The 14,065-nt window shown below is 68.4% G+C and carries 14 protein-coding genes; 6 read left to right on the forward strand and 8 right to left on the reverse strand.

Going from position 1 to position 14,065, the window contains the following annotated elements; genetic code table 11:
* The first annotated feature begins 25 nt into the window (after positions 1-25).
* Positions 26-1,306: a threonine/serine exporter family protein gene (locus AB0I19_RS04265; RefSeq protein WP_357144233.1), complete on the forward strand. Its 1,281-nt coding sequence runs from the start codon at positions 26-28 to the stop codon at positions 1,304-1,306.
* 21 nt (positions 1,307-1,327) lie between these two features.
* Positions 1,328-3,178: a Na+/H+ antiporter gene (locus AB0I19_RS04270; protein ID WP_357144236.1), complete on the forward strand. Its 1,851-nt coding sequence runs from the start codon at positions 1,328-1,330 to the stop codon at positions 3,176-3,178.
* Here the strand turns inward: AB0I19_RS04270 and AB0I19_RS04275 are convergent.
* A complete protein-coding gene (locus AB0I19_RS04275; RefSeq protein ID WP_067490032.1) occupies positions 3,175-3,720 on the reverse strand; it encodes a TetR/AcrR family transcriptional regulator in 546 nt (181 codons plus the stop codon). The two genes, AB0I19_RS04270 and AB0I19_RS04275, sit on opposite strands and share 4 nt — an antisense overlap.
* A gap of 392 nt (positions 3,721-4,112) precedes the next feature.
* On the opposite strand from AB0I19_RS04275, the gene AB0I19_RS04280 reads away from it, so the two are divergent.
* Positions 4,113-4,763 carry an enoyl-CoA hydratase-related protein gene (locus AB0I19_RS04280; protein WP_357144239.1) on the forward strand — a complete coding sequence of 217 codons (651 nt, stop codon included), beginning with the start codon at positions 4,113-4,115 and terminating at the stop codon, positions 4,761-4,763.
* On the opposite strand, the gene AB0I19_RS04285 is transcribed toward AB0I19_RS04280, so the two are convergent.
* From AB0I19_RS04285 to mshC, 4 genes are all read right to left on the reverse strand, one after another.
* Positions 4,764-5,585 (reverse strand): Abi-alpha family protein, encoded by an 822-nt coding sequence (locus tag AB0I19_RS04285; RefSeq protein ID WP_357144242.1) that lies wholly within the window; start codon positions 5,583-5,585, stop codon positions 4,764-4,766.
* A gap of 2 nt (positions 5,586-5,587) precedes the next feature.
* Positions 5,588-7,006: a hypothetical protein gene (locus AB0I19_RS04290; protein WP_357144245.1), complete on the reverse strand. Its 1,419-nt coding sequence runs from the start codon at positions 7,004-7,006 to the stop codon at positions 5,588-5,590.
* A gap of 166 nt (positions 7,007-7,172) precedes the next feature.
* A complete protein-coding gene (locus AB0I19_RS04295; protein ID WP_357144248.1) occupies positions 7,173-7,997 on the reverse strand; it encodes a universal stress protein in 825 nt (274 codons plus the stop codon).
* An 87-nt stretch (positions 7,998-8,084) separates the two neighbouring features.
* On the reverse strand, positions 8,085-9,323 hold the full coding sequence (mshC, locus tag AB0I19_RS04300; RefSeq protein WP_357144250.1) for a cysteine--1-D-myo-inosityl 2-amino-2-deoxy-alpha-D-glucopyranoside ligase: 1,239 nt from the start codon (positions 9,321-9,323) through the stop codon (positions 8,085-8,087).
* A gap of 295 nt (positions 9,324-9,618) precedes the next feature.
* Between mshC and AB0I19_RS04305 the strand changes: the two genes are divergently transcribed.
* Together AB0I19_RS04305 and AB0I19_RS04310 are read left to right on the forward strand one after the other, a co-directional pair.
* Complete coding sequence (locus AB0I19_RS04305; protein WP_067490050.1) at positions 9,619-10,041, forward strand: helix-turn-helix domain-containing protein; 423 nt, start codon at positions 9,619-9,621, stop codon at positions 10,039-10,041.
* The gene (locus tag AB0I19_RS04310) at positions 10,038-10,877 is read left to right on the forward strand and encodes an alpha/beta fold hydrolase (RefSeq protein ID WP_357144252.1); all 840 of its coding nucleotides are present in this window, start codon (positions 10,038-10,040) and stop codon (positions 10,875-10,877) included. Before AB0I19_RS04305 ends, AB0I19_RS04310 begins: the two co-directional genes overlap by 4 nt.
* A 44-nt stretch (positions 10,878-10,921) precedes the next feature.
* On the opposite strand, the gene AB0I19_RS04315 is transcribed toward AB0I19_RS04310, so the two are convergent.
* Both AB0I19_RS04315 and AB0I19_RS04320 read right to left on the reverse strand, forming a co-directional pair.
* Positions 10,922-11,179, reverse strand: coding sequence for a hypothetical protein (locus AB0I19_RS04315; RefSeq protein WP_067638374.1), 258 nt, complete (start codon positions 11,177-11,179; stop codon positions 10,922-10,924).
* Positions 11,180-11,267: 88 nt separating this feature from the next.
* Entirely contained in the window at positions 11,268-11,828 is a 561-nt protein-coding gene (locus AB0I19_RS04320; protein ID WP_357144255.1) for an XRE family transcriptional regulator, read from the reverse strand.
* Positions 11,829-11,895: 67 nt separating this feature from the next.
* On the opposite strand from AB0I19_RS04320, the gene AB0I19_RS04325 reads away from it, so the two are divergent.
* Positions 11,896-13,308 (forward strand): MFS transporter, encoded by a 1,413-nt coding sequence (locus AB0I19_RS04325; protein ID WP_357144258.1) that lies wholly within the window; start codon positions 11,896-11,898, stop codon positions 13,306-13,308.
* Here AB0I19_RS04325 and AB0I19_RS04330 read toward each other — a convergent pair.
* Positions 13,267-14,064 (reverse strand): SCO1664 family protein, encoded by a 798-nt coding sequence (locus AB0I19_RS04330; RefSeq protein WP_067490059.1) that lies wholly within the window; start codon positions 14,062-14,064, stop codon positions 13,267-13,269. The genes AB0I19_RS04325 and AB0I19_RS04330 overlap by 42 nt on opposite strands.
* Position 14,065: the final 1 nt, after the last annotated feature.

Consider the following 14,065-nt stretch of genomic DNA (forward strand, 5'->3'; position numbering starts at 1 on the left):
GTCGCCCCGCCCCTAGATTGGCGCTATGCCGAACCAGGAGACCGGCCGCACCGGCACTGCCCACCTCGATGCGGCCCTCGAGTTCCTGACCAGGCTGGGCACCGACGCGCTCGAATGCGGTTACGCCACGGCCGCCGCCGAGGACATGGTGCGGGCGTGCGCTGCGGCGTGGGGCTTGTCGCGGCTGACGGTGACGGGGATGGGCCGGGTGCTCATCGTGCAATGCGAGGACGGGCAGGGGCATCTGGTCTCGCGGGTGGGTGAGTCCGCCGGCCTGGACAGCTTCGACTGCGACCGGATGCGCCGCGTCAAAGCGGTGGCGCGAGCGACGGTGACCGAACGGCTCGATCCGGAAACCGCGTGCCGCCGGTTGACCGAGGCCGATTCCGGTCCGCCGGTGTTTCCGTGGTGGTGGGCGCAGGCGGGTGGGATGTTGCTGGCGTTCTGCATCTGTGTGCAGATCGGTGGCGGGATGCTCGCGGCGTCGGCGGCCGCGGTCATCCAGTTGGTCGTGAACGTGACGGGTCGGGGATTCGGGGCGGGCGGGGTGCCGAAACTGTTCGGTGTGGCGGTGCAGGCGGCGCTGGCGGGCGGCCTGGGTGGGTTGTGTCATCTGGTCGGCTGGTTGACGGTGGCGCAGGCGGCGACGGTGGTGGCCACCACCTGGGTGTTGATCGCCCCACTGCCCCAGCTGATTTCGACGGCCATCGACATGGTGAGCGGAGACAGCATCTCGGCACTGGTGCGGGCGCTCGGTGCCGGGCTGATCATCGGTGGGATCGTCCTGGGTGGGCTGCTCGTGCTGTCGTTGTCGTGGCGATTCGATCTCGGTGTTCCCGTGAGCGCGGACCTGCCGGTGCTTCCGGTGTGGCTGGGTGTGGTGTTCGCGATCCTCGGCGCGATCGGCAATGCGTTGTTCAATGCCGGTGGCAAGGATCTGCTGCTGCCCGCCGCGGTGGCGGGGCTGGTGACCGCGTCGGTGAACCAGACGCTGATCCATCTGGGGAACATGCCCTCGGCGTGGGCGGGACCGATCGCCGCGGTGGTGCTGGGTTTCCTCGCGGCGGCGTGTGCGGACCGGTTGCGGTTGCCGATGTCGGCGCTGGCCCTGGTCGGTATCACCGGCGCGTTGCTGCCGGGTCTGATCGTGTGCCAGGGGTTGATGCTGTCGGTGTATCAGGTGTCGGGGGTCGAGTATTTCGTGCAGGCGGGGGCGGTGTGTGTGGCGTTGGGGGTCGGGGCCAGCCTCGGGGTGTACCTGTGGTCGGTGGTGGCGCGGCGCGGTTGGGCGGGCACCTCGCGGTAGTGGGGGTGGAACAATGCCGGGGTGGATATCGCGATCGGTTTGGTGGTACTCATCGGGTCCGCGGCGGCTCTTGCCGCGACCGCGCGGCGTTTCGGGGTGTCCGAACCGCTCGTGCTGACGGTGGCGGGTGTGCTCGCCTCGTATGTCCCGATGGTTCCGCAGGTGCATCTGGAACCGGAAATGGTGTTGCTCGGTCTGCTGCCGCCGCTGCTGTACACGGCGGCGTTGAAGACATCATTGGTCGACTTCCGGAAGAATCTGCGCACCATCGCGTCGCTGTCGGTGGGGTTGGTGTTGTTCTCCACGTTCGCTGTCGCGCTGGTGGTGTGGTGGTTGCTGCCGATGCCGTTCGCGGCGGCGGTCGCGCTCGGTGCGGTGGTGGCTCCCCCGGATGCCGTGGCGGCCACCGCGATCGCGCGCCGTACCGGGATGCCGCGCAGCATCGTGACGGTGCTCGAGGACGAGTCGCTGTTCAACGACGCGACGGCGCTGGTGTCGTTGCGTGGGGCGATCGCGGCGATGGCCGGTGCGGTGACGGTGTGGCAGATCGGTGGCGACTTCCTGCTCGCCTCGGTCGGTGGCGCGGTGATCGGTGCGCTGGTCGCCTCGGTGCTGGTGGTGTTGCGCAGGCGGATTCAGGACCCGGTGCTGGATACGACGGTGTCGCTGCTCGCCCCGTTCGTGGCGTACCTGCCCGCCGAGCACGTGCATGCCTCCGGGGTGATCGCGGTGGTGACGTGCGGGATGATCCTCGGCCACGGCGCGCACCGCTGGCAGGGTGCGGCCTCGCGGGTCGCCGAGACAACCAATTGGCGCACGGTGCAGTTCATTCTGGAGAGCGCGGTGTTCCTCGTGATCGGGTTGCAGGTGCGCTGGATCGTGGAGGGCGCCTGGCATTCCGGTCTCGACCACACCACGTTGGTGATCGCGGCGGTGGCGGTGCTGGCGGCGGTGATGCTGGCGCGTCCGGTGTGGGTGTTCACCCCGGTGCTGGTCGCCCGGTTGTTCGGGCGTGAGACCGAACCGTTGAGTCATGCGGCGGTGGTGTCGTGGGCGGGGATGCGCGGGGTGGTGACGTTGGCCGCGGTGCTGTTGCTGCCGGATTCGACGCCGCAGCTGCCGGTGCTCGAATTGCTGGCGCTGGTGGTGGTGGGTGGCACGCTGCTGGTGCAGGGCACCTCGTTGCCGTGGCTGGTGCGGTTGCTCCGGTTGCGTGGGCCGAGCCGCGCCGAGGACGCGCTCACCAAAGCCGATCTGCTGCACCAGGCTTCGGTGGCCGGGCTCGCCGAACTGGACCGCCGGATCGGCCCGCACACGCCGGAACCGGTGATCGAATCGCTGCGCCAGCGCCTCACCTGGCGCAGCAATGCCGCGTGGGAGCGGCTCGGTCGTCCGGAGGCCGAATGGGTGACACCGACCGCGGAGTACCGGCGGCTACGGCTGGCGATGCTGGCCGCCGAACGCGACGCCGTGCTCGCCGTGCGTGACGTGGGCGCGGTGGACTACGAAGTGCTCCAGCATGTGCTGGCCCGCCTCGATCTCGAGGAGTCGATGATCGACCGCTTCGACGAGGACGACGACGACACCTCGACCGAACCCCTCGGCAACGCCACCGCCGGCTGCGCGCATCTGGAACAGGCACCCGACACCGCGCCCCCGGTGGGCGAACCGGTGTGCCGTGCGTGCCGGGATGCCGGGATGCGGTGGGTGCATCTGCGGATGTGCCTGGAGTGCGGGCACATCGGCTGCTGTGAGTCCTCGGTGGGCAATCACGCGACCGAACACTTCCATGCCACCGCGCATCCGGTGATGCGTAGCGTCGAACCGGGCGAGCAGTGGCGCTGGTGCTATCTCGACGAACTGCTCGGTTAGCGGCGGTGTGAGTAGATCAGGCGCGCGTACTGCGACAGGAGGCGGTCGAGTTCGGTCGGTTCGCCGGTGGCGGCGAGCTGCTGGTAGCCGATGAGCATGGCCATGCCGACCTCGGTGACCACGGCCGCGGTGTCGTCGTCGCCGATGACGCTGTCGATCACCCGGTGCACGGTGCGCCTGCGTGATTCGTCGATCCGTTTGACGGTGACGTGGACCGATTCGTCGTTGGCGGCCCAGGCGCGCAGGGCCGCTTCGGCGCCGTGTTCGAGGCCGCCGGTGAGTTCGGACATGGCGCGCACGTCGGCGTCGGGGTCGCCGTGACCGACGTCGAGGGCGCGTAGCTCGACCATCTGCCGGTTCTCCCAGTGTTCGAGCAGGGCGTCGACGAAGCCCTGCCAGGAGCCGAAGTGGTGGTAGAACGAGCCGCTGGTGACCCCGAGACGACGGCAGAGCACGCCGATGTTGAGACCTTTGAAGCCGAACTCGGCGAGCACCGCCACAGCGGTGTCGAAGTACTGCTCCTTGGTAACCACTCGGGACATCGCGATGCCGTTCTGTTCGTGCGGGCAGGGCCGAAGAATGCGAACAGTACCCCATCGTATCGAGGGCCCAGAGCACCGTAACGAAATCTATTCTGTGGCCCGAACACCGTCGCGTCTCCCGAAATGCCAAGGGCTGGAACATAATCGGTGCTCCATGCGGCGAAGGGAGGTCCCGGATGGAATAACGGAGCAATAGCTCTGTAAAGTATTGTTCAGTAGGGGCCCCTGTTTCACGGCCCCGGAGACCGTGCTCGACGCCACCGAAACCCCCGTTGCCCGAACAGGTCCCGTCACCTTCGCGGCACCCTCGTCCACGAGTGGGCGGTAGACACCGCCCAGGCGCAGGCCGGGAAGTGCTGGCGCACATCTGGTTACGCACCGAAAGGAACCGTATGCCCACCCTGCGCCGTCACGGCACCGTCGCCGTCCTCGACCTCGGCGACGGCGAGAACCGCTTCTCCCCCGACTTCCTCACCGAGATGAACACCCACCTCGACACCGTCGTCACCACCGGTGCGCAGGCCATGGTGACGACCGCGACCGGCCCGGTCTACTCCCACGGCCTCGACCTCGAGTGGTTGGCCGCCAACGGCGACCAGGCCGCCGGCTACGTGGCCGCCGTGCACACCCTGCTCGCCCGTGTGCTCACCCTGCCGATGCCCACCGCCGCCGCGATAGACGGAGACGCGTTCGGGGCAGGCGCGATGCTGGCGCTGGCCCACGACTACCGCGTGATGCGCGCCGATCGCGGGTTCTTCTGTTTCCCCGAGGCCGAGCTGCGGATCCCGTTCACCAACGGAATGGCCGCCCTCATCCAGGCGAAAGTGCCCCCCAAGACGGCGATCGCGGCCATGACCACCGCACGCCGCTTCGACGGCACCGAGGCCGCCGCCTTCGACCTGGTCGACGCCACCGCCGCCGAAGTTCTCGACGCCGCCCTCGCCTCGATCGCCCCCCTGGGCGGCAAGGATCAGCCGACGATGACGGCCATCAAATCGGTGATGTTCGAGGGAGTGCTCACCGCCTTGCGCGGCAAGAACTGATCACGGCAGCCGCGGGCCCTTGCCCAGATACACATCACCACGGTCGTCGGTGGCCCAGCCGCCACCGGTATACCCGTCGAGGACGAAACAGGCATCACAGAACTGCTTCCCGAACACCGACAGGTAGATGCTGCGGTACTGACTGATCGCCCGCATCTTCACCGACTTGTAGGCGGCCTGAGCGGCGGGCTGGGCCTCGAGGAAAGCGTAGCGGCGGAAGTCGGCGACCGGTTCGCTCGAGAACCGGACCAGCCCGAGCCGGTTGAGGTTACCCAGGTAGTGATGGTCGCGTTCGGGCATCGCGCACCCGGCCATATTGGCGATCATGTTGATCCCGTCGGCGAGGCGCTGGGACCCGATCCCGAACGGCGTCTTCGTGCGGATATCGATGGCGGGCTGTGGCCCGGCGACGGCGAGGAACCGCAGGATCCTGGCCTCGTCGGGGGTCAGGTCGTGCAGGATCGGCACGAACGAGGGGTGCACGTCGCGGGGTTGCTGCGCCGAGTCCCAGCCCTCGTTGATCATGGCGTCGCCGATGGTCTTGAGATCTTCGGCGTCGACATCGGAGTCGATGGCACGCAGGGCACCGGAAGCGGTGGGCGCCAAGCCGAGCGCGCTCAGTGCCGCCCGGCGCAGCACATCCACGCGTTCGTCGATGATGCGCGACATCGGTTCGCCCGCCCGGATGTCGTCGACCAGTTCGGTGGCCGTGTGCACAGCACCCTTGGTGACGGCACCGACGAATTGCCGCATCGTGAGCCCGGCGATGCGGGCCAGACCCGCCAGGTCGGTGGGGATACCGGAATCGCGGTCGTCGTTCATGGTCACGCTCCGAAGACCAGTAGGTGCACGCCGCCGACGAGGGCGCCCAGGATGCCGCCGTGCAGATACAGCAGCCAGGCGTCCTGTTCGATGGCGGTGTACAGCATTTCGACGAACTCCTCGGGCGGTAGTTCGCGCAGTTTCTCGGTGGCGAGCTCATCGACGCTGGCCGCTGTCGACTGGGAGAACTCCACGTCCTCGACCAACCAGGGCTTCATCTCGGTGGCCAGACTCGCACCCGCGGTGGCCTGGATGGCGTCGAAATGCCGTGGGCCGACGGCCAATCGGGTCACCGACCGCAACGGACCGAGGATACGGTCGATCTCGAGCTGCAGGAAGTGTGCGATCACCGCGCGGGTCTTGTCACCGCTCGGCCCGTCGAGCAGTTGTTCGGTGACCACGTCGAGGGTGACGATCTGATACCCGATCGCGTGGCCGAGATCGGCCGCCGCCTGGTACTGGCGTTTGGCGAATTTCGCGACACCCCACGGGTATTTGTATCTCGGCTGCGGGTTCGCCGGTTCGAACACCACCTTGATGGCGATGATGTTGACCAGCACACCCACCACGGCGCCGCCGAGCACCACGACCAGCCACGCGGGCACCAGATGCACCAGGGTGTGCAACCAGCCGGGCAGTTCGATCATCGCGGGCGTGTCACCGTGCGGGGAGCTGTAGTGCAGCAGCGACAACCACAGCGCCACGACCACACCGAAGGGGAAACCCAGCACCCCACTGCGCGTCATGAACCGCAGTTCGGGAGCGCCGAGCCCGTAGATCACGTCCTTGAGCAATTCCGGGCGGCGCCGCAGATATCCGACGACCATCAGCTTCACATCGAGCAGCTGGTCGATATTGGCGCCGATGAAGTCGAAGGCACGGTCGGTGATCGCCGGCAGTTCGGCTTCGACCCGCGCGTAGATCGCCTCACGCGCACGCGGCGGCATATCCGCCCACAGCTGCGGGTGTTCGGTGGTCATGATCGAATCGACCATCGAGCGCACATTCGGCAACGCCACGTGCGCGACCTGGGCGGAGATCTTGCGCGGATCCATCTGGTCGAAGAAGTCCTTGGCCGTGCCGATCTTGGCGACGGCGTTGTCGACCATCAGGCTGGCCATCTTCTCCGCGCGCGCCGGGATGAACCCCTGGAATCCGAGAATGCCGCCCGGTGCGAACGTCGGCAGGATCTGAACTTTGCGCGGCAGCAACGGGAACAGCGTCTTGAGGCCCGGCACATAGAAACCGGTGAATCGCACCGGTGCGAACAGCATGATCACGCCGGTCCAGTTGGTGATCAGACCCGCGACGGCGCTGAAGATCGGAATGCTGATCATGTCGACCCAGAACTTGCTGAGTCCGGTCATCTCTTCCCAGTTCAGCAGGCCGAAGAAGCCCGCCGCCTCGATCTCAGCATTCATCCGGCGTCCACTCCGTCGTGTTCCGAACATCGCGCGTTTCGGTCATCCTAGGGGACAGATCGGGAGGTTCCGGGCAAGTTCGGCACTTACCCGCAATATCGGAGCAAACCTGCGATCATGTCCGGACCCGGCGTGCATTCGACCTTGCGCAGGTACGTATTCCAGGCTAACGCGGTGGGTCCGGCTCCGGGTCGGGATCGTCGGACCCATGGGTGGTGGCGACCAGCAGCAGGTTGGTGTCGATGTCGTGGGTGACCTTGTTGGCGACCGATCCGAGTAGCCGCGCGGGACCACTCATCCCCCGGTTGCCGATCACCACGAGGTCGTATTTCCAGGCGGCGTTGCACAGCGCTTCGGCGGGCGGCACGCCGGTGAGCACGTCGTGGCCGAGCAGTTCGGGATCGTCGAGGTCCAGGGCCGCGTGCACCTGGGCCAGGGTTTCCGCGCCGTCGGCGTCGGTTTTCGTCGCGGTCACCAGGAACGGGCGCGCACCGAGTTCCAGGGCCAGGTCGTAGCCGCGGCGCACCGCGAGCATCGAACTGGGTGAGCCGTCGGTGGCCAGGCCGACGGTGGTCCAGCGTTTGGGCACCTTGTGGGTGAACAGGACGTCGGTGGGGCTGTGGTGGGAGACGTGGTTGGCGGTGGAACTGGTGAGCCGGTCCTTGGAGCGACCGAGCCCACGCGCCCCGATCACCAGCAGCGTGCCCGGGTCCTGCGCACCGACTTCGAGCAGCGCCGCGCTCGGTGTCCCCGGCATGTCAAGGGCCGTCACCTGCGACAGACCCGCGTCGACGAGCGCGGCGACGGCGGCAGCGCTGATCCGCACGGCCGATTCGGGATCGAGGGCGGACTTGCGCGCCTTTTCCTTCCAGACGGTCAGCGCGGTGATCGGGACCCCGAGCCGGAGCGCGACCTCACCGGCGACGGTGACCGCCAGTTGCGCGGCCTCCGACCCGTCGGTTCCCACCACGATGCGCTGGTAGCGGTCCATGGGACCCTCTCCGATCCGACGACGGCGGTTCGCCACAGTATAAACACCGCACGCTCCGGCAATCCGGCCGCAAATGCCCGCGCAAGGTCAGAGGGCGATACCGAGGAGTCCGTCGACGGCGGTGCGCACCAGGGCCGGGGCGGCGGTGTCGGTGCCGCCGTAGGCGATCGCCTGCTCGGCCCAGTTGTCCACCGCGACAAGGGCTTTGGGGGTGTCGAGGTCGTCGGCCAGGTGCTGACGCAGGCGGGCGACGGTGTCGGTCGCCGACGGTCCCGAGCTGAGCGACACCGCTTCGCGCCAGCGGGCGAGCCGCGCCTTCGCCTGGTCGAGGACCGCGTCGGTCCACATGCGGTCCTGCCGGTAGTGCCCGGCGAACAGGCCGAGGCGGATCGCGGCGGGGTCGACTCCGGAGCGGCGCAGTTTCGAGACGAGCACCAGGTTGCCCTTGGACTTCGACATCTTCTCGCCGTCGAGCCCGATCAGCCCGGCGTGCACGTAGTGGCGGGCGAAACGGCGGGTGCCGGTGATGGCCTCGGCGTGCGCGGCGGAGTACTCGTGGTGGGGGTAGATCAGGTCCGAGCCGCCGCCCTGGACGTCGAACTCGGTGCCGATGCGGTTGAGCGCGATCGCGGCACACTCGATGTGCCAGCCGGGGCGCCCGGCGCCGAACGGTGCCTGCCACGACGGTTCGCCGGGGCGTTCGGCGCGCCACAGCAGGGCGTCGATGGTGTCGCGCTTGCCGGGCCGGTCGGGGTCGCCGCCGCGTTCGGCGAAGAACTTCTCCATGGTGGCGCGGTCGTAGCCCGACTCGTAGCCGAACTGTTCGGTGGCGTCGGTGCGGAAGTAGATGTCGGGGTGTTCGGCGTCGTCGACGATGTAGGCGGCGCCGGAGGCGAGTAGTTTCTGCACCACCTCGACGACCTCTTCGACCGATTCGATGGCGCCGATGTACTGGCGGGGCGGCAGCACCCGGAGGGCGGACATGTCCTCGCGGAACAGGTCGATCTCGGAGCTGCCCAGGTCGCGCCAGTCGATGCCGTCGCGGGCGGCGCGTTCGAACAGCGGGTCGTCGACGTCGGTGACGTTCTGCACGTAGTGCACGTCGTGTCCGGCGTCGCGCCACAGCCGGTTGACCAGGTCGAAGGTCAGGTAGGTCGCGGCGTGGCCGAGGTGGGTGGCGTCGTAGGGGGTGATTCCGCAGACGTACATCTTCGCGGTCGCGCCGGGGGTGACCGGGCGGACCTGGCGGTCGGCGGTGTCGTACAACCGCAACGGCGGCCCTGCTCCGGGGACGGTCGGAAGGGCGTTATCGGACCAGGACTGCATGATTCGAGGGTAGAGCCCCGGCCGGAGTGCTCGCCTCGCGGCCCGGTCGACCCGGTTGCCCGGCCGGATTCGGCGCGGCCCGCAACCTGCACACAAACGTGTTCGACCGGCGCTGTCAAGGGTTGCGCTCACGAGGATTCCCAGGCCGCAGGGGGTGCGCCTGTGCGGTGGGCGGTTGTGTCGCGGTCTCGGTCGCCGAGCCCGCGAACGGTAGCTGCCGTCACCGGCACGCCGCACACCTACTACCTATAATTACCTATTTGCACCTATCTGTACGTTCCTATACGGTCGTTTCATGCCAGAAGGTTTCTATTCAGTGGAACAGGTCGCGGAATTGCTCGGACTGCATGTCCGCACCGTGCGCGGATACGTCCGCGACGGCAAACTGCCCGCCGCCCGCATCGGCAAGCAGTACCGCATCACCCACGACGACCTCGAGACCTTCACCGGCCTCCCGATCAGCGCACCGAAACCCGCGACCGCCGGGCACGCGGAGGCCTCCTGCATCGTCGAGATCGACGACATCGACCGCGCCACCGTCGACCGTGTCGCGACCCTGCTCACCGCCACCGCCGCCACACGGGGTCCCGGCGGGCGGGCACTGCGGGTCGAAACCAGCTACGACCCGGCACGCGGACGCCTCAAAGTGATCCTGCTCGGCGGACTCGCCGACACCGCACGCCTGCTCGACTACCTGGACGGAGTCCTCGCCCCATGAGCACCCTCTACACCTCAGAGCAGGGCCGCGAACGCATCAGCGCGCGCTACCGCGAACATCTGGCGGCTTGGCCTGTTCCATGGGAGCAGCGGCTCGTTCCGACCGCGGCGGGTGAGACGTTCGTGCTGGTCTGTGGCCCGGTCGACGCGCCACCACTGGTGTTGCTGCACGGTTCGGGCTCCAATGCGAGCGCCTGGCGAGGCGACATCGCCGACTGGGCTGCCCGGTTCCGGGTGTACGCGGTGGATCTGCCCGGCGAGCCCGGTTTCAGCGCTCCCACCCGGCTGCCGCTGAACACCGATGCGTGCGCAAACTGGCTCGACGAGGTCCTCGACGGGCTCGAACTGGACACGGTGTCGATGATTGGAATGTCGCTCGGCGGCTGGACCGCGCTGGATTACGTGACGCGCAGACCGGGGCGAGTCGACGCGCTGGCGCTGCTGTGCCCGGGTGGTCTGGGCAGGCACCGGTACGGGTGGCTGGTGCAGGCTCTCGGACGACGGCTACTCGGCCGACACAGTGTGCGCGAGATGGCACGCACCGGTCTCGGGCTCACAGGTCCGGCGGCGGAGGAAGTCCTCGACGACGTGGAACTGGTCTTCACCCATTTCTCGGCCCGCTCGGGAAATCTACCGAGGTTCTCCGACACGCAGTTGCGGTCGGTGGGTATTCCGGTACTTGTGATCGTCGGCGAGCGTGACGCACTGTTCGATTCGGCGGGCACGGCTCGACGCGCTCGGGCATTGGCCGATGCGCAGGTGCGTCTCCTGCCCGGTGTCGGACATGCCGTGCTGGGGCAAAGCGAAGCCGTACGGCACTTCCTGCTCGCCCACTGACCCTGTGTCGCCGCGCCCCGACTCGCGGCAACTCAGGGCGTCGGTCAGGCCGGGCGGCAGTGCAGGTTGAGGTTGTCGGCGTTGGGACCGAGCAGGGGCAGCGCGTAGAAACCGGCACCCACCTGGTCGGGAGCCTCGACGACGACCTCGGGCAGCCAGGCGCCGGTGGTGCGGTCGGTGGCGGTGCAGACGTAGGTCTGGTCGTCGAACCAGCCGGCGGGGAAGGCCTGGGCGGGCGCGGCGACGACGGCGCCGAGCAGCAGGGCGGCGGCGGATCCGGTGACGATCGAACGAGTCGACATGGTGTTCCTCTGATGATGCGGGGACAGCGAAAGTGCTTGGAGCACACTAGCACCGGCACCGTCGTACACCCAGGAAAATCCGTGCCGGTCAGAAGGGTGTGCGCACCCGCGCTTTCCCACCCTGCGGACCGAACATGTGCAGGATCTCGACGCTTCGATCGCCGGCGGGCCCGAACCAGTGGGGCTGGTCGGTGTCGAACTCGGCGACCTCGCCTGGACGCAACACGAGTTCCTGTTCGCCGAGGATCAGCCGCAGGTCCCCGGCCAGCACATACAACCACTCGTAACCGGCGTGGGTGACCAGCCGTGGTGTCTTCGGGCCGAGGACCTGTTTGAAGACCTGCATGCGGCCCGGGTATTCGGTGAGCGGCACGACCACACTGCCGTTGCGGCTGCGGCGCGGCGTGAGGTGCACCCGCGGGTCCCCGGTGGCGGGTGCGGCGATCAGCTGGTCGAGCGAGACCCGGTGCGCCCGCGCCAACGGCAGCAGCAGATCGAGGGTGGGGCGCCGTTTGCCGGTTTCGAGCCGAGACAGGGCGCTCACCGAGATCCCCGTCTGGGCAGACAACTCGTGCAGGGTCAGGTCGCGGCCGCGGCGCAGTGCCAGCAGGCGCGGTCCGATCTCGTCGATGATCCGGGCGTCGTCCACCCCACCATTTTGCGGTCTTCGCAAAATCTCTACCTGTTCGCCCGGCCGTGCCTCGACGATTCTCGCCATGATCGACACAGCGAAAGACCAAGCCCTCGGCTCGCGACGACGATGGGCGGTGCTGGCGGTGTGCAGCACGGGCCTGTTCCTGGTGGGGCTGGACACGACCATCGTCAACGCCGCCCTGCCGTCCATCGCCCGCGACCTGCACACCGGAGTCCGTGGCATCGCCTGGATCGTCGACGCCTACACCTTGGTGATGGCGAGCCTGCTCATCTCCGCGGGCGCCGTCGCCGACCGGGTCGGGCGGCGACGGGCGTTCCGGGTGGGGCTGGTGCTGTTCGGTGCGTCGTCGGTGCTGTGCGCGGTGGCCCCGACGGTCGATGTGCTGCTCGCCGCGCGGATCGCGCAGGGTGCGGGCGCGGCGATGTTGAGCCCGGTGGCGCTCGCGATCGTCGTCGGCGTGTTCACCGACCCGGCGCAGCGGGCACGCGCGATCGGGGTGTGGGCGGCGGTCTTCGGGGTGGCGATGGCGGCGGGACCGGTCGTCGGCGGCGTCCTGGTGCAGAGTCTGGGGTGGCGTGGGGTGTTCTGGGTGAATCTGCCGGTGATCGCGGTGGTGCTCGTGCTGACCGCGCTGGTGGTTCCCGAGTCGAGAGCGGTGCGGGTGCGGCGGCTCGACGGCCTCGGGCAGGTGCTGCTGGTGATCGTGGTCGGCGGGTCGGTCGGTGTGCTTCTCGAGGGCCCGCGTCTCGGCTGGGCTTCGCCCGCGACGATCATCGGATCGGCGGTGGTGTGCGCGGCGGTCATCGCGTTCGTCCGGCTCGAAGGCCGCAGGCCGGAACCGTTGATCGACCCCGATCTGTTCCGTCGGGCACCGTTCACCGCGGCTGTCCTCAGCGCGGTCGCGATGTTCGTCGCCCTCGGCGCCACCTTGCTGCTGACGACGCTGTACCTGCAGGACGCGCGCGGGATGTCACCGGCGGCGGCCGGTGCGGTGATGCTGCCACTGGCGATTCCCGCGATCGTGTTCGCTCCGCTCTCGGGTGTGCTCGTGAGCCGCCACGGTGCGCGGCGACCGCTACAGCTCGCGGGCGGATTCACCGCGCTCGGTGGTGCGCTGCTGGTCGTCGCGGTCGGCGAACACCGCCCGCTGACCCTGCTGCTGACGGCGTTGCTGCTGGTCGGAATCGGGTTCGGCTTCGCCAACCCACCCATCACCACCACCGCCGTGAGCGGGATGCCCGCCGACCGGGCCGGGGTGGCAGGCGGAATCACCTCCACCGCACGCCAATTCGGTGCCGCCCTCGGCGTCGCCGTCGCGGGCGGGTTCATCGCCGGCGCGACGCACACGGAACTGGCTCAGGCCGCACGGCCGGGCTGGGTTCTCGTCGGCTGTTGCGGGCTGCTCGTGATGGTCGCGGCCGCGTTCGCACCCTCAGAACGCGGGCCAGGGGATCGGGCGGGCCGAATTCGGTAGTGGCATGACCGGGCGTTCCAGCAGGGCTTTGGTGCGTTCGGTCAGTGCGGTGATCTCGGCGTCGGTGATGTGCTCGGCGAGCGAATCCGCTATCGGGCCGGTCAGATTCGTGGCGAACGCGGTGACATCGGCGATCAGTGCCTCGTCGATGGGCTGACCGGCCCACCCCCACAGCACCGTGCGCAGTTTCGGTTCGCTGTGCAGGCAGATGCCGTGATCGACGCCGTAGACCTGCCCGTCGACGCCTTCCAGCGCGTGCCCACCCTTGCGGTCGGCGTTGTTGAGCAGCAGGTCGAGTACCGCCATGCGTTGCAGGCGTGGATCGTCGGCGTGCACGAGCGAGATCTCGTTGCCGGTGTCGTCGAGGGCGCGCAGCACCTCGCAGAACCCCTCGGGCACCGTACCCGGTGAACACAGATCGACCAGGTCGAGGCGTTGGCGTGCGTCGGTGCGGTTGTCGACCGAGGTCACCCACCGCTGCACCATGCCAGGCCCGAACGGGCCGTCACGCAACACCGTCTCCGGGATGACACCCCATCCCAATTGTTCGGAGATCAGGTACGAGGCCACCTCACGCCCGGCGAGGGTGCCGTCGGGGAAGTCCCACAGCGGTCGTTCACCGCGCACCGGCTTGTACACCACCCGCAGCGGCGCACCATCGGGTTCGGGTGCGGCGATCTCGCACACCAGCGTCAGGTTGCTGGCGACGCCTACCCGTCCGATGATCTCGAGCTCACCGTCGGTGATGCCGGACACG

This window comes from Nocardia sp. NPDC050413 (assembly GCF_040655475.1).
Classification (GTDB): Bacteria; Actinomycetota; Actinomycetes; order Mycobacteriales; family Mycobacteriaceae; genus Nocardia; species Nocardia coubleae.